The sequence below is a fragment of the Staphylococcus sp. NWU MKU2 genome, from assembly GCF_033283605.1.
Classification (GTDB): domain Bacteria; phylum Bacillota; class Bacilli; order Staphylococcales; family Staphylococcaceae; genus Staphylococcus; species Staphylococcus haemolyticus.
Map to the genome: position 1 here is coordinate 296,894 of NZ_JAVSMH010000002.1, position 22,914 is coordinate 319,807.

General features: G+C 30.2%; 24 protein-coding genes, 1 pseudogene and 1 riboswitch. All 25 genes and pseudogenes read left to right on the forward strand.

Features of this window, described 5'->3' with window-relative positions; all coding sequences use genetic code 11:
* The first annotated feature begins 140 nt into the window (after window positions 1-140).
* On the forward strand, window positions 141-830 hold the full coding sequence (locus tag SBL15_RS04875; protein ID WP_107612078.1) for a tRNA (adenine(22)-N(1))-methyltransferase: 690 nt from the start codon (window positions 141-143) through the stop codon (window positions 828-830).
* Window positions 820-1,920 (forward strand): Nif3-like dinuclear metal center hexameric protein, encoded by a 1,101-nt coding sequence (locus SBL15_RS04880; RefSeq protein WP_107619711.1) that lies wholly within the window; start codon window positions 820-822, stop codon window positions 1,918-1,920. Before SBL15_RS04875 ends, SBL15_RS04880 begins: the two co-directional genes overlap by 11 nt.
* Window positions 1,921-1,967: 47 nt before the next feature.
* A complete protein-coding gene (locus SBL15_RS04885; protein ID WP_317955333.1) occupies window positions 1,968-3,314 on the forward strand; it encodes a DEAD/DEAH box helicase in 1,347 nt (448 codons plus the stop codon).
* Window positions 3,315-3,323: 9 nt separating this feature from the next.
* Window positions 3,324-4,214 carry a deoxyribonuclease IV gene (locus tag SBL15_RS04890; RefSeq protein ID WP_107612075.1) on the forward strand — a complete coding sequence of 297 codons (891 nt, stop codon included), beginning with the start codon at window positions 3,324-3,326 and terminating at the stop codon, window positions 4,212-4,214.
* Window positions 4,215-4,461: 247 nt separating this feature from the next.
* On the forward strand, window positions 4,462-5,238 hold the full coding sequence (locus SBL15_RS04895) for a metal ABC transporter ATP-binding protein (RefSeq protein WP_037536591.1): 777 nt from the start codon (window positions 4,462-4,464) through the stop codon (window positions 5,236-5,238).
* Between the two features lie 62 nt (window positions 5,239-5,300).
* A pseudogene (locus tag SBL15_RS04900) lies at window positions 5,301-6,163 on the forward strand (metal ABC transporter permease).
* A complete protein-coding gene (locus SBL15_RS04905) occupies window positions 6,150-6,572 on the forward strand; it encodes a Fur family transcriptional regulator (protein ID WP_011275658.1) in 423 nt (140 codons plus the stop codon). Before SBL15_RS04900 ends, SBL15_RS04905 begins: the two are co-directional and overlap by 14 nt.
* A 453-nt stretch (window positions 6,573-7,025) precedes the next feature.
* A complete protein-coding gene (locus SBL15_RS04910; RefSeq protein ID WP_107612073.1) occupies window positions 7,026-7,625 on the forward strand; it encodes a superoxide dismutase in 600 nt (199 codons plus the stop codon).
* A 127-nt stretch (window positions 7,626-7,752) separates the two neighbouring features.
* Window positions 7,753-9,798: a peptidoglycan D,D-transpeptidase FtsI family protein gene (locus SBL15_RS04915; RefSeq protein WP_107612072.1), complete on the forward strand. Its 2,046-nt coding sequence runs from the start codon at window positions 7,753-7,755 to the stop codon at window positions 9,796-9,798.
* A gap of 117 nt (window positions 9,799-9,915) precedes the next feature.
* Complete coding sequence (gene rpmG / locus SBL15_RS04920) at window positions 9,916-10,065, forward strand: 50S ribosomal protein L33 (protein WP_011275661.1); 150 nt, start codon at window positions 9,916-9,918, stop codon at window positions 10,063-10,065.
* Between the two features lie 235 nt (window positions 10,066-10,300).
* Complete coding sequence (locus SBL15_RS04925; protein ID WP_317955335.1) at window positions 10,301-10,837, forward strand: 5-formyltetrahydrofolate cyclo-ligase; 537 nt, start codon at window positions 10,301-10,303, stop codon at window positions 10,835-10,837.
* A 15-nt stretch (window positions 10,838-10,852) separates the two neighbouring features.
* Window positions 10,853-12,310, forward strand: a complete 1,458-nt coding sequence (locus tag SBL15_RS04930) for a rhomboid family intramembrane serine protease (RefSeq protein ID WP_317955337.1) — start codon at window positions 10,853-10,855, stop codon at window positions 12,308-12,310.
* Complete coding sequence (locus SBL15_RS04935; RefSeq protein WP_037536577.1) at window positions 12,294-12,497, forward strand: YqgQ family protein; 204 nt, start codon at window positions 12,294-12,296, stop codon at window positions 12,495-12,497. The genes SBL15_RS04930 and SBL15_RS04935 overlap by 17 nt, the downstream gene beginning before the upstream one ends.
* Window positions 12,494-13,480, forward strand: coding sequence for an ROK family glucokinase (locus SBL15_RS04940; RefSeq protein ID WP_107612069.1), 987 nt, complete (start codon window positions 12,494-12,496; stop codon window positions 13,478-13,480). Before SBL15_RS04935 ends, SBL15_RS04940 begins: the two co-directional genes overlap by 4 nt.
* Entirely contained in the window at window positions 13,480-13,803 is a 324-nt protein-coding gene (locus tag SBL15_RS04945; protein WP_011275666.1) for an MTH1187 family thiamine-binding protein, read from the forward strand. Before SBL15_RS04940 ends, SBL15_RS04945 begins: the two co-directional genes overlap by 1 nt.
* 1 nt (window position 13,804) lies before the next feature.
* Complete coding sequence (locus SBL15_RS04950; RefSeq protein WP_317955339.1) at window positions 13,805-14,431, forward strand: MBL fold metallo-hydrolase; 627 nt, start codon at window positions 13,805-13,807, stop codon at window positions 14,429-14,431.
* A 52-nt stretch (window positions 14,432-14,483) separates the two neighbouring features.
* Window positions 14,484-15,458, forward strand: a complete 975-nt coding sequence (comGA, locus tag SBL15_RS04955) for a competence type IV pilus ATPase ComGA (RefSeq protein WP_107612067.1) — start codon at window positions 14,484-14,486, stop codon at window positions 15,456-15,458.
* A complete protein-coding gene (gene comGB / locus SBL15_RS04960) occupies window positions 15,430-16,494 on the forward strand; it encodes a competence type IV pilus assembly protein ComGB (RefSeq protein WP_233641399.1) in 1,065 nt (354 codons plus the stop codon). The genes comGA and comGB overlap by 29 nt, the downstream gene beginning before the upstream one ends.
* 13 nt (window positions 16,495-16,507) lie before the next feature.
* Window positions 16,508-16,828 carry a competence type IV pilus major pilin ComGC gene (gene comGC, locus SBL15_RS04965; RefSeq protein WP_107614543.1) on the forward strand — a complete coding sequence of 107 codons (321 nt, stop codon included), beginning with the start codon at window positions 16,508-16,510 and terminating at the stop codon, window positions 16,826-16,828.
* Window positions 16,809-17,261, forward strand: coding sequence for a competence type IV pilus minor pilin ComGD (comGD, locus tag SBL15_RS04970; RefSeq protein WP_233664031.1), 453 nt, complete (start codon window positions 16,809-16,811; stop codon window positions 17,259-17,261). The genes comGC and comGD overlap by 20 nt, the downstream gene beginning before the upstream one ends.
* Window positions 17,242-17,541, forward strand: coding sequence for a hypothetical protein (locus SBL15_RS04975; RefSeq protein WP_011275672.1), 300 nt, complete (start codon window positions 17,242-17,244; stop codon window positions 17,539-17,541). Before comGD ends, SBL15_RS04975 begins: the two co-directional genes overlap by 20 nt.
* Before the next feature lie 567 nt (window positions 17,542-18,108).
* Window positions 18,109-18,627: a shikimate kinase gene (locus tag SBL15_RS04980; RefSeq protein WP_107611601.1), complete on the forward strand. Its 519-nt coding sequence runs from the start codon at window positions 18,109-18,111 to the stop codon at window positions 18,625-18,627.
* Window positions 18,624-18,739, forward strand: a riboswitch (glycine riboswitch). Its footprint overlaps the gene before it by 4 nt.
* Before the next feature lie 76 nt (window positions 18,740-18,815).
* Window positions 18,816-19,907, forward strand: coding sequence for a glycine cleavage system aminomethyltransferase GcvT (gcvT, locus tag SBL15_RS04985; RefSeq protein ID WP_037536557.1), 1,092 nt, complete (start codon window positions 18,816-18,818; stop codon window positions 19,905-19,907).
* A gap of 16 nt (window positions 19,908-19,923) precedes the next feature.
* Entirely contained in the window at window positions 19,924-21,276 is a 1,353-nt protein-coding gene (gcvPA, locus tag SBL15_RS04990) for an aminomethyl-transferring glycine dehydrogenase subunit GcvPA (RefSeq protein WP_107611600.1), read from the forward strand.
* On the forward strand, window positions 21,263-22,741 hold the full coding sequence (gene gcvPB / locus SBL15_RS04995; RefSeq protein WP_317955346.1) for an aminomethyl-transferring glycine dehydrogenase subunit GcvPB: 1,479 nt from the start codon (window positions 21,263-21,265) through the stop codon (window positions 22,739-22,741). The genes gcvPA and gcvPB overlap by 14 nt, the downstream gene beginning before the upstream one ends.
* Window positions 22,742-22,914 lie beyond the last annotated feature (173 nt).

The following is a 22,914-nucleotide window of genomic DNA, read 5'->3' on the forward strand; positions in this document are numbered from 1 at the left end:
AGCATTTACTAATTAATGATTCTATTATCTACCATGATAATTCAATTCCATTTTAAACGTTACTACATTGAGCTAAAGAGAATTTTAGGCTGAGACACTTAACTTTGTCCCAGTCTCTTTTTATAGTAAAGGAGATACCTATGATAACTTTAAATCAAAGATTAACTTCTGTTTGCAATTACCTTGTTCCTGGAAAATTGGCTGACATTGGTTCTGACCATGCATATCTTCCAATTTATGCGATTCAAAATAATTTAATCTCTAGTGCTATTGCTGGGGAAGTTATTAAAGGTCCATATGAAGCAGCAAGAAAAAATGTATTAGTAAATCAACTTAATGATGTAATTGATGTTCGATTAGGGGATGGATTGAGTGTTTTAAGCAAAAACGAATCAATACAGAATATAACTATTTGTGGTATGGGCGGTCCACTAATTGCTAAAATATTGAAAGAAGGAAAAGAGCATCTAGTTCAAGGTCCTAGACTAGTTCTGCAAAGTAACATTCAGACTGAAGCGTTAAGATATACTTTAATGTCTATCAACTATCACATTGTTGATGAGATTATTATGGAAGAAAAAGGACATATTTACGAAATAGTTGTAGCTGAATACAATACGACTAGTGATAATTTGAATAATAAAGAATTAAAATTTGGACCTAAGCTATTACAAAAGAAAAATGAAATTTTTTATAAGAAATGGAATCATGAATTAGAAGCACTTAAACATATTCGCAATCAATTGAATTCAGAATCACATCATGAGAGACTTAAAGAAATAGATAATGATATATCATTAATTACTGAGGTGTTAAATAATGAAGATTAAAGAGTTAATGTCTATTATTGATAATCACGTTCCTCTCAAAACAGCAGAAAGTTGGGACAACGTTGGATTACTTATAGGTAGTAATGAATCTGAAATCAATGGTATCTTAACTACACTGGATTGTACCGACGCAATTGTTAACCAAGCAATAGATAATGATTACAACACGATTATCGCTCATCATCCACTCATTTTTAAGGGTGTAAAATCAATTATTGATGATGGTTATGGGCAATTAATTCAAAAAATTATTCGTCATGATATTAACCTCATTGCTTTACACACGAACCTTGATAACCACGTTAATGGTGTAAACCAAATGCTAGCTAATAAATTAAAGTTGAACAATATACAATTTTTAACACAAGAAAATGAAACCTATTTTAAAGTTCAGACTTATATACCTAAGGAAGATATAGAAAACTTTAAAAATAGTCTTGATCTAGTAGGACTTGCAAAAGAAGGTAATTATGAATATTGTTTTTATGAATCTGAGGGCCGCGGTCAGTTCAAACCTGTAGGTGAAGCTAAACCATATTTAGGTCAAATAAACAATATTGAATACGTGAACGAAGTTAAAATTGAATTTATGATTAAAGATAGTCAATATGAATTAGCTGAAAAAGCAATAATTAGCAACCATCCTTATGAAACGCCAGTTTATGATTTTATTAAAATGACTAAAACTGCTAATTATGGACTTGGTAAAATCGGTAATATGGAAGAAGCAATGCCATTAGCTGAATTTGTGAAATTTGTGAAAAAGCAGCTTGATATACCTAGTGTTAGATATACTGGTGATTCTGATAAACTCATTCGAAATGTAGCAATCATTGGTGGCTCTGGAATTGGATTTGAATCGCTTGCATTCAATAAGGGTGCTGATATCTTTATAACAGGGGATGTTAAACACCATGATGCACTAGATGCACAGACTAACGGCATAACCATTTTAGATATTAATCATTATAGTGAATATGTAATGAGAGAGGGACTGAAAGATTTATTGAAGCATTGGTTAAATACTGAAAATGTAAACTTCCCAATTGAAGCTTCTAATATTAATACAGACCCATTCAATTATAGCTAAATAAAATTTAATCAACATCAATTGAATATTTTAAGGAGGCCTAATCGATGGCAACTCATCCATTTGAGTTATTTAATTTAGACTCAAAACTTATAGAAGCAATTAAAGATTTAAAATTTGAAAAACCAACTGAAATTCAGAATAGAATAATTCCTAGAATTAAAAAAGGAGTTAATTTAATAGGTCAATCTCAAACAGGTACAGGGAAATCTCATGCATTTTTATTACCGTTAATGGATAAAATAGACGTTGAAAACAAAGAACCTCAATCTATCGTGGTGGCTCCTACAAGAGAATTAGCACAACAGTTATATCAGGCAGCAAACCATCTAGCTACTTTTAAACAGGGCGTTAAAGTTAGTTTGTTTATTGGTGGTACAGATATAGAGAAAGATAGACAGCGTACAAGTAATCAACCGCAATTAGTAATAGGAACACCAACTAGAATTAATGATTTAGCTCAAAGTGGTCATTTACATGCGCACTTAGCATCTTATCTTATTGTGGATGAAGCTGATTTAATGATTGATTTAGGATTAATTGAAGATGTAGATTTAATTGCATCTCGCCTAGATGAAAATGCACATATAGCTGTCTTCAGTGCTACTATACCTAAATCCTTACAACCATTTTTAAATAAATATCTTAGTAATCCTGAGTATGTAGAAGTTGATTCTAAATCTCAAAATAAAAAAAATATCGAATTCTATCTAATTCCAACTAAAGGTATTGAAAAAGTAGATAAAACACTTCAATTAATTGATATTTTAAATCCGTACTTATGTATTGTATTTTGTAATAGTAGAGATAATGCGGATGAATTAGCTAATTCATTAAATGCAGCCGGTATTAAAGTTGGCATGATACACGGAGGTTTAACACCTAGAGAACGCAAGCAACAAATGAAACGTATACGTAATTTAGAATTTCAATTTGTTATCGCAAGTGATTTAGCTTCTCGAGGTATAGACATTGAAGGCGTTAGTCATGTTATTAATTTTGACGTACCTAAAGATATTGACTTCTTCACACACCGTGTGGGTAGAACAGGTAGAGGTAATTATAAAGGTGTGGCAATAACTCTTTATAGTCCGGATGAAGAACATTTAATCACACTAATTGAGGATAAAGGCTACCATTTTGAAAATGTTGATGTGAAAAATAATGAATTAACACCAATTAAAGCACATAATACTCGACGTAAGCGTGTAAGAAAAGACGATCACTTAACGAACGAAGTGAAACATAAAGTGCGAAGTAAGACTAAAAATAAAGTCAAACCAGGTTATAAAAAGAAATTCAAACAAGAAGTCGAAAGAATGAAGAGACAAGAAAGAAAACAATTTAGTAAAAGACAAAATAGACAACAACGAAAAAATAATAAAAAGGGTTAGGTGAAAGCAATGTTACTTGGGTCACATGTTTCTATGAGTGGTAAAAAGATGTTAGAAGGTTCTGCAGAAGAAGCACACAAATTTGGTGAGTCTACATTTATGATTTATACTGGTGCACCTCAAAATACAAGAAGAAAGAGCATAGAGGATTTAAATATCGATAAAGGACATGAAGCCATGGATAAATATGGTTTATCTAATTTAGTCGTCCATGCTCCATATATTATAAACATCGCTAACACTACAAAACCGGAAGTCTTTCAATTAGGGGTAGATTTCCTTCAAAATGAAATTGAACGAACACAAGCTTTAGGTGCTAAAGATATTGTTCTACATCCTGGTTCACATGTTGGCGCTGGTGCTGATAAAGGTATTCAACAGATTATTAAAGGTTTGAATGAAGTTTTAACTCATGATAATGATGTGCGTATCGCTCTAGAAACTATGGCTGGAAAAGGATCTGAAGTTGGACGAAGTTTTGAGGAAATCGCACAAATTATTGACGGGGTTACTCATAATGATCGATTATCAATCTGTTTCGATACATGTCACACTCATGATGCTGGATATAATATTAAAGAGGATTTCGATGGTGTATTAAATGAATTTGATAAAATTATTGGCTTAGATCGAATAAAAGTGGTTCATGTTAATGATAGTAAAAATGAGCAAGGTGCTCATAAAGATAGACACGAAAATATTGGATTCGGTCACATTGGATTTGACGCATTAAATTATGTAGTACACCATGATGTTTTCAAAGATATTTCTAAAATTTTAGAAACACCTTATGTTGGTGAAGATAAAAAAAATAAGAAACCCCCTTATAAATTTGAAATAGAGATGTTAAAAGCACAACAATTTGATTCAGAATTAAAAGATAAAATTCTTCAACAATAATTACTATTAATTGGAAGCTGAATCAAATATTAATATTTAAGGCTATGATGTAATAAAACAATAGCTATATAACCTTAAAATCGTTAAACCTTAACTCTTCACAGACTTAATAATTTTCTCAGGAGTGATACAATGAATTTTACAATAATTCTGTATCGCTCCATTTTATTATCTATTAAATCAAGTCGTAAACATTACTATTTACAACTTCTAAACTTAATTGTATAGTATTAAACGAGGTGAAATAATGAATCAACCTGTTTTTGAATTAAAAAATATCGATTATCAATTTGATAATAAGCAAGTTTTAGAAAATATTAATATACACATAAATAAAGGAGAATTTTTAGCAATTGTAGGTCCCAATGGAGCAGGTAAGTCTACTTTACTAAAAATCATATTAGGGTTGCTTCCGTTGCAAAAGGGCGAAATATATATAGATGGAAAATCATATAAAAAGCAAAACCAATCTGCTTTAAAGATAAGTTACGTATCACAAAAAGCTACAGCTTTTAATGCTGGATTTCCAGCTAGTGTTAAAGAAGTGGTACTTAGTGGTCTTACTAAAACAAAGAAGTTATTTCAAAAGTTTAATAAAAAAGATGAAGCACTTGTCGATGACGTTTTAACTAGATTAAATATTAATCATCTTATCAACAAGAATATTGCAGAACTTTCCGGCGGACAACAACAGCGTGTACTAATTGCGAGAGCTTTAATCTCCAATCCTTCTGTCTTAGTTTTAGATGAACCTACAAATGGTATTGATGCAAAACATGTAAGCGAATTTTATGAAACGCTTGAAAGATTAAAAGATGAAGGTATAACGATTATATTAGTAACACATGACATTGGCGTTGTAGCTGATACAGCAACAAAAGTAGCATGCTTAAATAAACATTTACATTTCCATGGATCTACCGAGGACTTCAAAAAACTAGACGAAGTTGAAATTTCTAAAATTTATGGTCACCCCATTAAATTTGTAGATCATCAACATAATAGAGAATGTTGTGAAGTTTAAAATTTAATATATTAGGAGTAACAAAATGAATGTATTAATTAAACAAGTAAGTGGTGATATCCATGATTGAAGCGTTATTAAATTTCGACTTCATGAGATATTCATTACTTAGTGGTATTTTAATTGGATTTATTGCACCTTTAATTGGTGCTTTTATAGTTGTAAGAAGATTATCTTTGATTGCAGATGCGCTTAGCCATGTTACACTAGGCGGTATCTCATTTGGCATGTTTGTACTAACTTTGTCACCCGCACTAGCTATTATTAATCCGATGTGGTTTGGTATATTATTCGCTATTGTAGGTGCGCTTTTAATTGAAAAGTTAAGAACATCGTATTCTAACTATCAAGAGATTGCCATACCAATTATTATGAGCGCAGGGATTGCACTAAGTGCCATTTTTATTTCTCTTGCAGATGGATTTAACCAAGAAATAGTAGGTTTACTATTTGGTTCCATAAGTGCGGTCAGTCTTAGTGATTTATTAACGGTTGTAGTTATAGCAATTGTCGTTATTTTATTTATTACTTTATTTTATAAAGAATTATTTATACTTTCATTTGACGAAGAATATAGTAGAGTTATAAATATTCCTAAATGGATTCAATTTTTATTTATAGTTATCGTGGCTATGGTAATTTCTGCTTCAATGAGAGTGGTTGGCATACTTTTAGTCAGCGCATTAATAACATTACCCATTGCTATAGCAATGAGAATAACTAAAGGTTTCAAACAATTAATCATTTTAAGTGTCATAATTGGCGAATTTTCAGTTATAATGGGCCTTGTTTTAGCATTTTATATGAATATTTCACCAGGTGGTGTTATTGTAGTACTATTAGTTTTATTATTAGGACTTACAATGTTATTTCAAAAATCAATTGTAAGACTTAAAAAGGGGCAATAACTTATGAATACAAATGATGCAATTAAAATTTTAAAAGATAATGGTTTGAAATATACTAAGAAACGTGAAGATATGATTAATATTTTTGTTAAAGAAGATAAATACATTAATGCAAAACATATTCAACAACAATTAGACAAAGATTATCCAGGTATCTCTTTCGATACAATTTATCGTAATTTACATTTATTTAAAGACTTAAAAATTATTGAGAGTACTGAATTAGATGGTGAAATGAAATTTAGAATTGCTTGTATGAATCATCACCATCATCACTTTATTTGTGAAAATTGTGGTGATACTAAAGTCATTGATTTTTGCCCAATTGATCAAATAAAGGTGTATCTACCTAATGTAGATATTCACACCCATAAACTAGAAGTTTATGGCGTGTGTGAAGAATGTCAAAAACAAAACTCAAAATAAATTTTTTTAATTATAAATATCAATTGTTTTTGCTCATACACTTAAATAATTTAAAAATGAATTACTGTAAGACTAAAATGCAAATATATTAGCAATCTAAACTGAGAAAGTGTTAATTGTAGCTTTCTCAGTTTTTTTGAGTCAGTCGACTGAAAATCCCATTAAAGAATTAATAGATTTTCAGAATAGAAAATAAATCATATTTCAATTTAATTTAACAATCTTAAAATTAAATGTAATTAAAAAATTTTGATATACATAGGTCAAAAGTAGGAATTATTTAAAAATAACCAATTATAGTCTGTAATTATGTTTAAAAGTTATCATTTTGAGTTATATTATAAAAGTAAGTTGATAATAAGCGTATTAATATTAGTTGCAAGCAAATATTTTGTTGCTTAGTTAATAACTTGTTATTATAAATGTAACGAATTTTTAGGAGGATGATTAATTATGGCTTTTGAATTACCAAATTTACCATATGCAGCAGATGCATTAGAACCACACATTGACAAACAAACTATGGAAATCCATCATGACAAACATCACAACACTTATGTTACCAAATTAAATTCTGCAGTTGAGGGAACAGATCTTGAATCTAAATCAATTGAAGAAATTGTTGCTAACTTAGATAGTGTACCTGAAGATATTCAAACAGCTGTTCGTAATAATGGTGGCGGACACTTAAATCACTCATTATTCTGGGAATTATTAACTCCTAATTCTGTAGAAAAAGGTACTGTTGTTGATAAAATCAAAGAACAATGGGGCTCTTTAGATGAATTCAAAAAAGAATTCGCTGACAAAGCAGCAGCTCGTTTCGGTTCAGGTTGGGCATGGTTAGTTGTTAACAATGGTCAATTAGAAATTGTTACTACACCTAACCAAGATAACCCATTAACTGAAGGTAAAACACCTATCTTAGGTTTAGATGTTTGGGAACACGCTTATTACCTTAAATATCAAAACAAACGTCCAGATTATATTAGTGCTTTCTGGAATGTTGTTAACTGGGAAAAAGTTGACGAATTATACAATGCAACAAAATAATTCTATATTTCCTAATTAACATGTGGCCTCTATTAGAGGCCACTTTTTTTATTAAAATGATGGTAATATGTTTAATTTTCATATATCATTTATGAGTAAACATGTTTAATAATTGAGGTAGGTTATCTTGCTTAAAAGGTTAAAGGAAAAGTCTAATGATGAAAAAATAAAGCACACAATGAATAAACGAATAAGTTTTGTGTTTGGTGCTATTGTAGTTATATTTGGAATTATAGTTTTAAGGTTAGGATATTTACAAATTGCGCAAGGCTCCCATTATAGCCAACTAGTAAAAAACGATGAAAACATAACTGTAAATGAATCTGTTCCTAGGGGAAGAATTCTTGATAGGAATGGAAAAGTATTAGTAGACAATGCTTCTAAACTAACGATTACATACACAAGATCTAGGAAAACAAGTCAAAAAGATATGCTCGATACTGCAAAAAAATTGTCTTCTCTCATTACTGTGAAAACTGACAAAATTACTGAAAGAGATAAACAAGATTTTTGGATTCAGAAACATCAAGATGAAGTAGACAAATTAATGAAAAAAGAAACTTCAATGTTAAATGAAGGTAGTATTACCCAAGATCAATATGATAAACAATTATATAAAAAAGTTGGAGACAAACAAATTAATAGTTTATCAAAAAAAGACTTGCAAGTTTTAGCAATTTATCGTGAAATGTCTGCTGGTTCTACCATGAACCCGCAAACAATTAAGAATGAGGATGTAAGTGAAAAAGAATATGCTGCAGTGTCACAGCAACTTGATAGTCTTCCAGGTGTAAATACAACTATGGATTGGGACCGACGCTATCCTTATGGAGATACATTAAGAAGTATATTTGGTAGTGTATCTACATCAAGTGAAGGTATTCCTAAAGAATTGACCGAACAATATTTAGCTAAAGGTTATTCTCGAAATGATAGAGTTGGAAAATCTTATTTAGAATATCAATATGAAGATATTTTACGTGGTAAGAAAAAAGAAATGAAATATACTACTGATAAATCTGGAAAAGTCATAAACTCTGAAGTAATCAATCCTGGATCTAGAGGCGATGATTTACAGTTAACAATTGATATAGACTTACAGAAAAAAGTAGAATCTTTATTAGAAAATCAAATCAAGACGTTACGCAGTCAAGGTGCTAAAGATATGGATAACGCGCTTATTGTAGTGCAAAATCCTAAAAATGGCGATATTTTAGCTATGGCAGGAAAACAAATCGATAAAAATGGTAAGCTAACAGATTATGATTTAGGAAACTTTACTGGTCAATTTGCAGTTGGTTCTTCAGTAAAAGGTGGAACCCTATTAGCTGGATATCAAAATAATGCGATTAAAGTTGGCGAGGAAATGATAGATGAGCCACTTCATTTTAAAGGTGGATTAACAAAACGCTCATACTTTAATAAAAATGATAAAGTCAGAATTAATGATAAAGAAGCATTAATGCACTCTTCAAACGTATATATGTTTAAAACTGCTCTTAAATTAGCCGGAGATCCTTACTATAGTGGAATGGGCTTACCTACAGATATAAGTGAAGCTGGCCAGAAATTAAGAAAAGGGCTAAATCAAGTCGGATTGGGAGTTAAAACAGGTATTGACTTACCAAATGAAACAATAGGTCAAATTGAACCATTAACAAACAATTCAGGCAATTATCTTGATTTATCAATTGGTCAATATGACACATATAGTCCAATTCAATTGTCACAGTACGTTTCTACAATAGCTAATGATGGTTATAGAATCCAACCGCACATTGGATTAGCAATTCATGATGCTACAAATAGTGATGACATAGGACCTGTTAAACAAAAAATCAAAGGTAATGTATTAAACAAAGTAAACAATTCTGAAGATGAAATTAATGAAGTTCAAAAAGGGTTTGAGATGGCATTCAATAAGCAAGATGGAACAGGTTATTCAAGTTTCCACAAAACTAAAGTACCATCTGCAGGAAAAACAGGTACTGCTGAAGTATTCCAGGACGGTGAATCTAGAGTTAATTCAACATATATAGGTTATGCACCTATCAAAGATCCTAAATTATCATTCTCAATTGTATATACAAATCAACCTGTCCCACCACCATGGTTAAATGGCGGAGACCTAGGAAGAGATGTAATTAATTATTACTTTGACGATAAAAAATAACTATTTTATTTTTAATGAATTGAAATTTTTTAGAGCATCAAAAATAATACTTTTCAATTTTTAAACTAAGTGGTATGATTATAAAGTCGTATTTAGAAAAGGTAAGGAGGATTTAACATGCGCGTAAATGTAACATTAGCTTGTACAGAATGTGGAGATAGAAACTACATTTCTACTAAAAACAAAAGAACTAATCCTGAACGTGTTGAAATGAAAAAATATTGTTCACGTGATAATAAACACACTTTACACCGTGAAACTAAATAATAACTCATCTAAAGAGTTTGTTTCAAAAATAATATTATAAGACTACATTGCTAATTTGCAGTAGCCGACTTGATAGTTAAACGCTAAAGTTGCGTTTTTCGGCTCAAGTCATCCTTAAAGGGGCAAGACTATGAATCCATAATGGATTCTGTCTAGCTCCTTTTTTATTTCATCTAAATGACATCATCTTTTAATAACGTTATAATATATATAGTGTTTAGAGAGTGGGGATGTTATGACTAAAAAAGAGATTAGAAAAGAAATATTATCTCAAATTAAACAATTAGAAAAAGAACACAAACTTCGTGCAGACGCATGGTTGAAGAATCAATTAATCAATAATACTGAATATAAAAACGCGAAAAGAATAGGTATTGTTTTATCTATGCCTCATGAAGTAGATACTTATCCCATCATCGAAACGATGTTATCTGATGATAAGAAAGTCTTTGTTCCTAATACAAACTACAAATTAAAAGAAATGAATTTTAAACAGCTATTATCTTTAAACCGACTTGAAAAAGATGAAAAAGGCTTATTATATGTTAATGATGACACTGAAATTACTGATCAATTAGATTTAATTGTTGTTCCTGGAGTTGCTTTTAGAGATGATGGTTATCGAATAGGTTATGGTGGAGGATATTATGATCGCTTCTTAAGTGATTCAAATGCCAATACTATTAGTTTAATTTATGACCTACAATTAACACAGTTTGATATCGAATCCCATGATCAACCTGTTGAAAAATTAATAATTTTCAATACTTAAATTTTGGAGGAATTAATGGATACAGAAAAATACTTCTGGAAGTCTATCTATTATTTTATAAAATATTACAATTATCACATTGTAAATATTAATAAAAATGATAGTGAAATTTGGCTTATACATAAAAAGAAAAACAAGCTAGTGATATTTAGGAAAGATATCGCTTCTAACCAAGAAATTCAGTTTGATAAAGCTAAAATGTTGGATAATTATCAACAATATGAGGATGACCTCAATTTTAAATTAAAAAGCGTTAAATATTATTATTTCACAGATCAAATATTTGATAATATCAAATCCGCTGACTCTAGTCCCATTAAAATAGAAAGCATGAGTATTTCAAATAACAATGATTTAAATAAATTGATTCATAATAATATATTAACTAAATTAATGTTTAGACAAGATAACAAACTATCAAATTACTATAAGCGACGTGTATTGTCACAGAACCCAATTGATAAACATATGTTGCGTTTTACACCTATGACATATGGGTTAATCATAATCAACGTTTTGATATGGCTAATAATGATTCTTTATCTAAATCATTTTTCCGATGTTAAATTACTAGATTTAGGTGGATTAGTACACTTTAACGTCGTTCATGGCGAATGGTATCGACTTATAACATCCATGTTTCTACACTTTAATTTTGAGCACATTTTAATGAATATGCTGTCATTATTTATTTTCGGTAAGATAGTCGAATCTATAGTCGGCCCGTTAAGAATGTTAGGGATTTATGTAATTTCTGGTTTACTCGGAAATTTTATTTCACTATCATTTAATCTTCATACTGTATCTGTAGGTGCTAGCGGAGCTATTTTCGGGCTAATTGGCTCAATTTTTGCAATGATGTTTGTAAGTAAGACCTATACTAAAAAAACAATTGGTCAAATGTTAATCGCATTATTAGTGCTAATTGTTTTATCATTATTTATGTCTAATATTAATATTATGGCTCATCTAGGAGGATTTATTGGTGGTGTTTTAATCACTTTAATTGGTTATTATTTCACACACAATCGTAATTTATTTTGGATTCTCTTAATTATATTGCTTGTTTTGTTTGTTGCATTACAGGTAAGAATTTTTACTATTAAAGAGGAAAATATTTATGATAAATTAATTGAGGATGCTATATTAGACTATAATTATAAAGAGGCAAGTTCAATTGTAAACCATACAATTGACAAAGGTTATGATGACGATCGAACGTATTATTTAAAGGGGCTTATAACAGCAGCTACAAGTTCTAGAGCAGAGGGCATGGCGGATTGGGAACGCGGTTTAAAAAACCATCCGAATTCTGGTCTTTTAAACTATGAACTTGCAATTGCCAATAGAGCACTTGATGATAATGAAAAAGCACTCAAATATGTAAAAAAAGCTTTAACTATTAATTCTGACGATAATGATTATAAAAATTTAAAAAAAGAGTTGGATCAATCAAATGAATCGAGAAATTAAAAATTTCTATGATGTATTACAGCTTTTAAAGCGTTATGGATTTATTATCTATTTTAAAAATCCAAACGATATGTATGAAATGATGCTACAAGAAATAAAATCATTATATCATTACGAACTATTATCTAAAGATGAATACCTTAAATGTATTTTACTAATTAACCAAAGAAGGAATGAGCATAAATGAAAGATATTATTTTAGCAGCAGATATTGGTGGGACAACTTGTAAACTTGGAATATTCAATGGCGAACTCGAACAACTACACAAATGGTCTATAAAAACAGATACGTCTGACCACACGGGGAAAACATTATTAAAGAATATCTATCATTCATTTAACGAAACACTTTCAACTCACCAATTAGAAATTGATGATGTCATTGGTGTTGGAATTGGTGTACCAGGGCCTGTTGATTTTGAAACTGGCATTGTTAATGGGGCAGTTAATTTGCATTGGCCAGGTAGTGTAAATGTTCGACAAATATTTAGTGAATTTATTAACTGTCCTGTGTATGTTGATAATGATGCTAATGTAGCAGCATTAGGAGAAAAACATAAAGGTGCAGGTCAAGGTGCTGACGATGTAGTTGCTATAACATTAGGTACCGGTTTAGGTGGAGGTATTATCTCTAATGGTGAACTTGTCCATGGTCATAATGGATCAGGTGCAGAAATAGGTCACATCAGAACTGATTTTGATCAACGCTTTAATTGTAATTGTGGTAAATCAGGTTGTATAGAAACTGTTGCTTCTGCTACTGGTGTCGTTAATTTGGTTAATTTTTATTATCCAAAATTAACGTTCAAATCATCAATATTACCGTTAATAAAAGACAATAAAGTTACAGCTAAAGCCGTATTTGATGCCGCTAAAGCAGGTGATCAATTCTGTATCTTTATTACTGAAAAAGTGGCAAACCACATCGCTTATTTATGTAGTATTATTAGCGCAACAAGCAATCCCAAATACATCGTTTTAGGTGGAGGTATGTCAACAGCTGGTTTGATTTTAATCGAAAATATTAAAACTGAGTACCACAACTTAACATTCACTCCCGCTCAAAAAGATACTGAAATTGTTCAAGCTCAACTAGGTAATGATGCAGGAATAACTGGTGCAGCAGGGCTAATTAAAACATATATATTAGAAAAGGGTGGTGTTAAATAATGGCTATTGTTGATGTAGTTATTATTCCAGTTGGAACTGAAGGACCAAGTGTTAGTAAATATATTGCAGAGATACAAATGAAATTAGAAAGTTTTAAACAAGAAGGAAAAATTGATTATCAATTAACTCCAATGAATACTCTAATCGAAGGGGATTTAAAAGACTTATTTGAAGTAGTACAGGCAATCCATGAATTGCCGTTTAATAAAGGTATTGATAGAGTTTGCACAAACCTACGTATAGATGATAGACGCGATAAATCACGTAAAATGAACGATAAACTAAAATCAGTTCAAAAACATATCGATAATCAAGGAGAATAATATGAAAATCTCAAGCTTAACTTTAGGATTGGTAGATACTAATGCATATTTTATTGAAAATGAAGAAAGCGTTATATTAATCGATCCTGCTGGTGAACCAGATAAGATTTTTAAAAAATTAAATCAAATTAACAAACCATTAAAAGCAATTTTATTAACACATGCGCACTTTGATCATATTGGTGCATTAGACGATGTCGTTAATAAATATGAAGTACCTTTATACATGAATAAAGAAGAGTTTAGTTTTCTAAAGGATCCTGATAAAAATGGTTCTGCTAAGTTTAAGCAATATGGTATGCCTTTAATTACTAGTGACGTCACACCAAACCAATTAGATGAAGGTGAGTACAATATAGAAGGATTTAAATTCAATATACTGCATACTCCTGGTCATTCTCCTGGAAGTTTGACGTATGTATTTGAGGATTTTGCTGTAGTCGGTGACACGTTATTTAACAATGGTATAGGTCGTACTGACTTATATCGCGGTGATTATGAAACACTGGTTGATTCTATCAAAGATAAATTATTTGAATTAGAAGGCGATTTACCATTATTCCCTGGCCATGGTCAATATACAACAGTCGATGACGAGCAATTAAATCCATTTTTAGATGGCCAATAAAATAAAGTAATTTCTTCACCTCCTACGTTTATATATGTAGGAGGTGTTTTTTTTGAAACTATTATTCAGAGAGATAGTTAATAAAGCTATTTCAAAAAATGCGAGCGACATACATTTTATCCCTTCAGTTGATGAAGTTCATATTAAATTTAGAATTAATGATTACCTTGAACTTTATGAAATATTCAACTTAGATGTATATCAAAAATTATTAGTATTTATGAAGTTCAAATCAGGCTTGGACGTTTCATCTCAACAATCCGCTCAAAGTGGTCGTTATACTTATCAATCTAAATCTACTTTTTATTTACGGATTTCAACATTACCTTTATCTTTAGGTATAGAAAGTTGTGTAATTAGGATAATTCCTCAATATTTTCAAGCAAAAAAAGAATATAAAGAATTTAATGATTTTAAACACTTAGTAAATAAAAAGCAGGGATTAATTCTATTAACTGGACCCACAGGATCCGGCAAAAGTACTCTAATGTATCAAATGGTTCTACACGCATATAAAGAATTAAATCTTAATGTTATCACTATCGAAAACCCAGTTGAGCAATTACTAAAAGGCATTACCCAAATATCAATAAATAAAAAGGCAGGTATAGACTACATAAGTTCATTTAAAGCTATATTAAGATGTGATCCTGATATTATTTTAATAGGTGAAATAAGAGACGCAGAAGTTGCTAAATGTGTTATTCAAGCTAGTTTGAGTGGACATCTTGTATTATCAACCATGCATTCTACTAATTGTAGAGGTGCATTACTTCGGTTACTTGAGATGGGAATTTCAATTCAAGAATTAACACAATCTATCAATATCATTTCTAATCAAAGATTAATAACGACTACTCAGAATGAGCGTCGCTTAATTTGTGAAACAATAGATAAAATGCAGATACAATATTTCTTCGAGCATGAACAAACAATGCCACATAATTTTAATAATTTAGAACAGCAATTAAATTTATTATCTAAAGAAGGAACAATTTGTGAAGATACTGCAAGTAAATATTTTTAAATTGTCATCTAAGAATTTAACGAGTGCACAAATGATTCACTTACTTGAAACACTGTCAAACTTATTAAAAAGTGGCTTCACACTTTTAGAGAGTTTTGAGTTCATCAACCTATATTTCAAATATAGAGATAAAGAATTAAAAAATAAAATCATAGCATCTATTAAGTCAGGTGAAACATGTTATGAAGTATTAAATTTGATAGGTTATCCAAATTCAATTACAACTCAAATCTATTTTTCACAAAAATATGGTAATTTAGAAGACGCTTTAGAGGAGTCCATTAAATATTTAAAAACAAATTTATCTGCAAAACAGCAAGTAATTAAAGCTGTTCAATATCCACTCTTATTAAGCTGTATTTTTATGTGTATGATAGTAGTTTTAAACTATACTGTCATTCCACAATTTGAACAACTCTACATTTCTATGGATGTAAATTTATCATTTTACCAGAAATTCTTAACCTCAATGATTACTTCTTTTCCCGCTTTTATAATCTTTTTCATTACTATTTTAATTTTAATCTTTGTAATTTTAACCATAGTGTTATTCCGAATAGAAACTTCTAAAAAAATAATTATTTTATCATCAATACCTTTGTTTAATAGCTATTATAAAATTTTTAAAACTTATCAAATATCTAATGATTTAAGTCTATTTTATAAAAATGGCGTAAGTTTACAGGACATTGTTACAACATATATTAAACAAAATGATAATGAATATTTAAGGTTCCTAGGGGAATTTTTAATGGATAAAACTAATAGAGGTGAAACTTTAGCAAATAGTTTAGCTATGATGCCGTGTTTTCAAAAAGACTTAATTAAATTTATAAAGCAGGGAGAAAAAAGTGCCAAATTAGATATAGAACTTAAAATTTACTCAAGTATTTTAATTAATAGATTTAAAGAAAAATCACTTCTTCATACAAAAATCATTCAACCAATTATTTTTCTGTTTCTAGGCTTGTTCATTGTTAGTTTGTATTTAGTAATTATGTTACCAATGTTTCAGTTAATGCAAAATATTAAATGATAAGGAGTTTAATATGAAGAATCACTTTGAAAATTTTAAAAAGTTAAAAGCTTTTACTTTAATAGAAATGTTATTAGTATTACTAATTATCAGCGTATTACTAATATTAATTATTCCAAACATTGCAAAACAAACAGCTCATATCCAGTCCACAGGTTGTGAAGCCCAAGTCAAAATGATAAATAGTCAAATAGAAGCATATACATTAAAACATAATCGAACACCTTCTAATATAAATGATCTTATCAATGATGGCCTTATAAAAGAAGGACAAAAACAATGCAGATCGGGAGAAACAATTACAATATCTAATGGTGAGGCTATTGCGAACTAGTAAAATTAATGCGTTTACTCTTCTTGAAACATTGCTTACCTTATTAATTTTAATAATTATTATTATGATTTCCCCAAGCATTTATACAAAAACTAAATTAGATTTAATCGAAAGTGAATTAAAAGTAAAAAATATTATCACCCAATTAGAGTATATAAAATCAATAGCAATTGCTGAGAACCAATCAATTACAATTGTATTTAGCAAACAAGCCACAGAAATGAATATTATTGAACAAAATGGAAATAAATACAAATTAGGATTATTTGGCACTAAAATTATTTCAGTTGCAAAAGTACACACCATAACATTCAATAATGAAGGTAAAATCAATCGTTTTGGATCAATCATTTTGAAAGCTAAAGAGAATATTTACAGAGTAATTTTTAACATTGATAAAGGAAGGATAAGATTTGTTAAATTATCAAATTAGGGGAAGTTTATTAATTGATAGTTTATTAGGCTTTTTGATTCTAACTTTTATTACTTTAATATTCTTACCTCTATTACAACAATTAAATTTCAATTTACGTAATCAATACGAAATTTTAGATATGAAAAGTGCTATTATCACAAGCCAAAAACATTATAGTATTAAAGAATTAAAGAAGGGGATAACTATAGGAAAATATGAAATTAAAATTTATAAAAATACGATATGCAATAATAATAGTTTATCTAAGAATAAGGTCTGTGTTCAGCTCAGTAACTAAAGGATTTACATTTATAGAAATGCTAATATCCTTATTAATTACTATAATCATTTTAACTATAATACCCCATCTATTTCGTTTGACTGATACATACTTAAGTGCGGCCTATGAATTTGACCAATTAGAATATTCATTTTTTCAATTGGACCTTAATAAAATGACCAATTCTAAAGCAATTTCTTTAAAATTAATTGATGAACATTCAATTTTACTCAAACAACAAAATCAAAATAGTTTCATTAAATATCAAAATCACAAAATTATTTTTGTAAGTAACAATAGAGGGAATATTACACTACTAAATAATGTTTTAAATGCGAAGTTCATTTCTAATCATAAAGGAATTATAGAAGTGTCTCTAAGGATTGGAAGTAGGGAGAATTTCTATGACAAAAACTTTACTTATAACTATAAAGGTTTTATAAGCATATATACTATGCTCATATTTATCATATATTTATCAATCATCTCTTTTTATACAACTCAATATAGTATAAAATTGAAGACAATTCATAACATTAATAGTTATTATGATTTGAAGATATATCAACTATTTGAAAAAGGGTGATGCTATTGAACCAAAAAAATTCACCAATAATTCTTATCGGCTTTATGGGCACAGGTAAAAGTACTATTGGAGAATACTTATCACTAGAAAATCAATTAAGTTTCATAGATTTAGATGTATACATAGAAATAAAGGAAAATAAAACAATTCCGGAAATCTTTGAAGAAGTTGGAGAAATCGGTTTTAGGAAGATAGAATATAACTATTTAACTGAATGCACAAAAAAATACGATGTTATTGCAACTGGTGGTGGTGTTATCGAATATAGTGAATCACTAAATTATTTGAAACAGTATAAATACATTTTTTGGCTAGATTGTGACATTGATGTTATCTTCAAGAGAGTATTAAACGACAATCATAGACCAAATGCAATTGATAAATCCAAAAAACAGTTAAATAACTTGTATTTATCAAGGATTTCAAGATATAATGAAATCGCATTCATGAAAGTGAATAGTGATAAAACAATCAGAGAAATTTATAATGAGATTATAAATTATCTTACTTGCGGTTGATCAGTATTAGAGAGAATAAAAATATATTACTTAAATTTAAGTACAATAATTTTTATCGCCGAAGGTGCAAGTTAACTACTAAACTCTCAGGCAAAAGGATAATACTGCTACGCATTCCTGGATTAAGTGTATAAACAGGGTAGCTATTTGCTACTCTGTTTTTTATAAAAATTATAGGGGGTTTTCTAATGACAAGCGAATTAAAAAAAACACCATTGTATCAAAATTATGTTGACAGTGGTGCAAAAATAGTAGAATTCGGTGGATGGGCAATGCCTGTTCAATTTACAAGTATCAAAGAAGAACATAATGCAGTTAGATATGAAGTAGGTATGTTCGATGTAAGCCATATGGGAGAAATCTCTATAAAAGGCAATGATGCAAGTAAATTTGTCCAATACTTACTTTCAAACGATACTAACAACCTTACTGATACTAAAGCTCAATATACTGCTTTATGTAACGAAGAAGGCGGTATTATTGATGACTTAGTAACATACAAAATTGGCGACAATGATTATCTATTAATTGTTAACGCTGCAAATACAGATAAAGATTTTGCTTGGGTACAAAAACATGCACCTAAATTTGATGTTGAAGTATCAAATGTATCTGATCAATTTGGTCAGTTAGCTGTTCAAGGTCCTAAAGCAAGAGATTTGGTAAGCGGGTTAGTTGATATAGATGTAAGTGAAATGAAACCATTTGATTTCCAACAAAACGTTACTCTATTTGGAAAAAATGTTATCTTATCTCAATCTGGTTATACAGGTGAAGACGGATTTGAAATCTATTGTGAAGCAAAAGACACAGTAGACATTTGGAACGGCTTCATTGAACATAATGTAGTTCCATGCGGTCTCGGTGCACGTGATACATTAAGATTAGAAGCTGGCCTTCCATTACATGGTCAAGATTTAACAGAATCTATCACACCTTATGAAGGCGGAATTGCTTTTGCTGCTAAACCACTGATTGAAGAAGACTTCATCGGTAAATCAGTGTTAAAAGACCAAAAAGAAAATGGTTCAGAACGCAGAACTGTTGGCTTAGAGTTACTAGATAAAGGAATTGCAAGAACTGGTTATCCTGTTTTAGACCTTGATGGTAACGAAATTGGGGAAGTTACTTCAGGAACACAAGCACCATCTTCAGGTAAATCAATCGCTATGGCAATTATTAAGCGAGATGAATTTGAAATGGGCCGTGAATTATTAGTTCAAGTACGTAAAAGACAACTTAAAGCTAAAATTGTTAAGAAAAACCAAATTGAAAAATAATTAAGGGGTGTGTATTGTGAGTCATCGTTATATACCATTAACTGAAAAAGATAAAAAAGAAATGCTAGATAAAATTGGCGCAAGTTCAATTAATGAATTGTTCGGAGATGTGCCAAAAGATATTTTACTAAATAGAGATTTAAATATTGCTAGTGGTGAAGCTGAAACTTCTTTATTAAGAAGACTTAATACAGTTGCAAATAAAAACGTAACTAAAGAAACTCATGCATCTTTCCTAGGTGCTGGCGTTTATGACCATTATGCTCCAGCTGTTGTAGATGCAATGATTTCACGTTCTGAATTCTATACAGCATATACACCATATCAACCAGAAATTTCACAAGGTGAATTACAAGCAATTTTTGAATTCCAAACATTAATTTGTGAATTAACAGATATGGATGTAGCTAACTCATCAATGTATGATGGTATTACTAGTTTTGCTGAAGCTTGTATCTTAGCATTTAATCATACTAAGAAAAATAAAATTGTAGTATCTAAAGGTCTTCATTATCAAGCACTTCAAGTGTTAAAAACTTACGTTAAAGTTAGAGAAGAATTTGAAATTGTTGAAGTTGATTTAGATGGAACAATTACAGACTTAGAAAAATTAGAACAGGCTTTAGACGATGAAACTGCTGCTGTAGCAGTTCAATATCCAAACTTCTATGGTTCAGTGGAAGACTTAGAAAAAATACAATCATTTATTGAAGGCAAAAAAGCATTATTTATCGTTTATGCTAATCCATTAGCATTAGGCCTATTGACACCTCCAGGTTCATTTGGCGCTGATATTGTAGTAGGCGACACGCAACCATTTGGTATACCAACACAATTTGGTGGACCACACTGTGGTTATTTCGCAACTACAAAAAAATTAATGCGTAAAGTGCCTGGTAGATTAGTAGGACAAACACAAGATGATGAAGGTAACCGTGGATTCGTTTTAACTTTACAAGCCCGTGAACAACATATTCGTCGTGATAAAGCCACTTCTAATATCTGTTCAAACCAAGCATTAAACGCACTTGCATCATCAATTGCTATGTCAGCTCTTGGTAAACAAGGTATTTACGACATTGCAGTTCAAAACTTAGAACACGCAAATTATGCTAAAAATCAATTTAAAGACAATGGTTTTGAAGTGCTTGATGGTACTTCATTCAATGAATTTGTTGTCAAATTCGATCAACCAATCAAAAATATAAATAAAAAATTAGCAGAACATGGTTTCATTGGAGGCTTTGATTTAGGTGAAGCCTCAGCAGATTTCGAAAATCATATGTTAATTGCTGTTACTGAATTAAGAACCAAAGATGAAATTGATACATTTGTTAAGAAAGCTGGTGAGCTAAATGGTAGTAAGTAAATCAAGTCCATTAATTTTTGAAAGATCTAGAGAAGGTAGATATGCATACTCATTACCTCAAAGCGATATAAAAACAGATTCAGTTGAAAGTATTCTTGATGATAAATTTATCCGTAAAAATAAAGCAGAGTTTCCTGAAGTTGCAGAATTAGATTTAGTTCGTCATTATACTGAATTATCAAATAAAAACTTTGGTGTAGATTCAGGTTTTTATCCACTTGGATCATGTACTATGAAATATAATCCTAAAATCAATGAAAAAGTTGCTCGCATACCTGGATTTGCAGAGTCACATCCTTTACAAGAAGAAGAGCAAGTTCAAGGTTCTTTAGAAATTGTGTATAGTTTACAAGAAGAACTTAAAGAAATTACTGGTATGGATGAAGTTACATTACAACCAGCTGCAGGTGCTCATGGTGAGTGGACTGCTTTAATGATTTTCAAAGCGTATCATTTAGATAATGGTGAAGGTCATCGTGACGAAGTTATTGTTCCTGACTCAGCTCATGGTACAAACCCTGCATCTGCCTCATTTGCTGGTTTTAAAGCTGTTACAGTTAAATCAAATGAACGTGGTGAAGTTGATATCGAAGACTTAAAACGCGTTGTTAATGAAAATACTGCTGCAATTATGTTAACTAATCCTAACACCTTAGGTATTTTCGAGAAAAACATCATGGAAATCCGTGAAATTGTACATGAAGCAGGCGGATTATTATACTATGACGGTGCAAACTTAAATGCCATTATGGATAAAGTACGACCTGGAGATATGGGATTTGATGCGGTACATTTAAACTTACACAAAACTTTCACTGGTCCTCACGGTGGCGGTGGTCCAGGTTCAGGTCCAGTTGGTGTAAAAAAAGAATTAGCTAGTTATTTACCAAAACCAATGGTAATCAAAGATGGAGATACTTTTAAATACGATAATGATATTAAAAACTCAATTGGACGTGTAAAACCATTCTACGGTAACTTTGGTATTTACTTAAGAGCATACACATATATCAGAACTATGGGTGCTGAAGGTTTAAGAGAGGTTTCTGAAGCAGCAGTTCTTAATGCTAACTATATTAAAGCTAGCTTAAAAGACCACTATGAATTTCCATATGAACAATATTGTAAACATGAATTCGTATTAAGTGGTTCTAAACAAAAAGAACATGGTGTCCGTACATTAGACATGGCAAAACGTTTATTAGACTTTGGTGTTCATCCACCAACAATCTACTTCCCACTTAATGTTGAGGAAGGTATGATGATTGAACCAACTGAAACAGAATCTAAAGAAACGTTAGATTACTTTATCGATGCTATGATTCAAATTGCTGAAGAAGCTAAAAATGATCCAGATAAAGTATTAGAAGCACCACATAGTACAATAATTGATAGATTAGACGAAACTACAGCTGCACGTAAGCCTGTTTTAAAATTTGATAATCTACATGAAGAAAAAGAATAATATTTAAAACTTTGACCCTGTAACCAATTTAATTGATTACAGGGTCTTCCTTATTTTAAATTTACGTGAAATATTTTATGTTTATTCTATATTTAGAAAACGTTTCTAAATGATTGTCACATAAATATTAAAAAAACTCTTAAAGAACATCTTTAAGAGTTAGTAAGCAGACA

Bases quoted from the DNA above. Each gene is read 5' to 3' on its own strand.
- SBL15_RS04880 (WP_107619711.1), top strand. From the start codon at position 820: ATGAAGATTAAAGAGTTAATGTCTATTATTGATAATCACGTTCCTCTC.
- SBL15_RS04980 (WP_107611601.1), top strand. From the start codon at position 18,109: ATGCTATTGAACCAAAAAAATTCACCAATAATTCTTATCGGCTTTATG.
- comGC (WP_107614543.1), top strand. From the start codon at position 16,508: ATGAAGAATCACTTTGAAAATTTTAAAAAGTTAAAAGCTTTTACTTTA.
- SBL15_RS04895 (WP_037536591.1), top strand. From the start codon at position 4,462: ATGAATCAACCTGTTTTTGAATTAAAAAATATCGATTATCAATTTGAT.
- SBL15_RS04940 (WP_107612069.1), top strand. From the start codon at position 12,494: ATGAAAGATATTATTTTAGCAGCAGATATTGGTGGGACAACTTGTAAA.
- SBL15_RS04935 (WP_037536577.1), top strand. From the start codon at position 12,294: ATGAATCGAGAAATTAAAAATTTCTATGATGTATTACAGCTTTTAAAG.
- SBL15_RS04930 (WP_317955337.1), top strand. From the start codon at position 10,853: ATGGATACAGAAAAATACTTCTGGAAGTCTATCTATTATTTTATAAAA.
- SBL15_RS04885 (WP_317955333.1), top strand. From the start codon at position 1,968: ATGGCAACTCATCCATTTGAGTTATTTAATTTAGACTCAAAACTTATA.
- SBL15_RS04945 (WP_011275666.1), top strand. From the start codon at position 13,480: ATGGCTATTGTTGATGTAGTTATTATTCCAGTTGGAACTGAAGGACCA.
- SBL15_RS04950 (WP_317955339.1), top strand. From the start codon at position 13,805: ATGAAAATCTCAAGCTTAACTTTAGGATTGGTAGATACTAATGCATAT.
- gcvPB (WP_317955346.1), top strand. From the start codon at position 21,263: ATGGTAGTAAGTAAATCAAGTCCATTAATTTTTGAAAGATCTAGAGAA.
- SBL15_RS04905 (WP_011275658.1), top strand. From the start codon at position 6,150: ATGAATACAAATGATGCAATTAAAATTTTAAAAGATAATGGTTTGAAA.
- SBL15_RS04890 (WP_107612075.1), top strand. From the start codon at position 3,324: ATGTTACTTGGGTCACATGTTTCTATGAGTGGTAAAAAGATGTTAGAA.
- SBL15_RS04910 (WP_107612073.1), top strand. From the start codon at position 7,026: ATGGCTTTTGAATTACCAAATTTACCATATGCAGCAGATGCATTAGAA.
- gcvT (WP_037536557.1), top strand. From the start codon at position 18,816: ATGACAAGCGAATTAAAAAAAACACCATTGTATCAAAATTATGTTGAC.
- SBL15_RS04925 (WP_317955335.1), top strand. From the start codon at position 10,301: ATGACTAAAAAAGAGATTAGAAAAGAAATATTATCTCAAATTAAACAA.
- SBL15_RS04875 (WP_107612078.1), top strand. From the start codon at position 141: ATGATAACTTTAAATCAAAGATTAACTTCTGTTTGCAATTACCTTGTT.
- rpmG (WP_011275661.1), top strand. From the start codon at position 9,916: ATGCGCGTAAATGTAACATTAGCTTGTACAGAATGTGGAGATAGAAAC.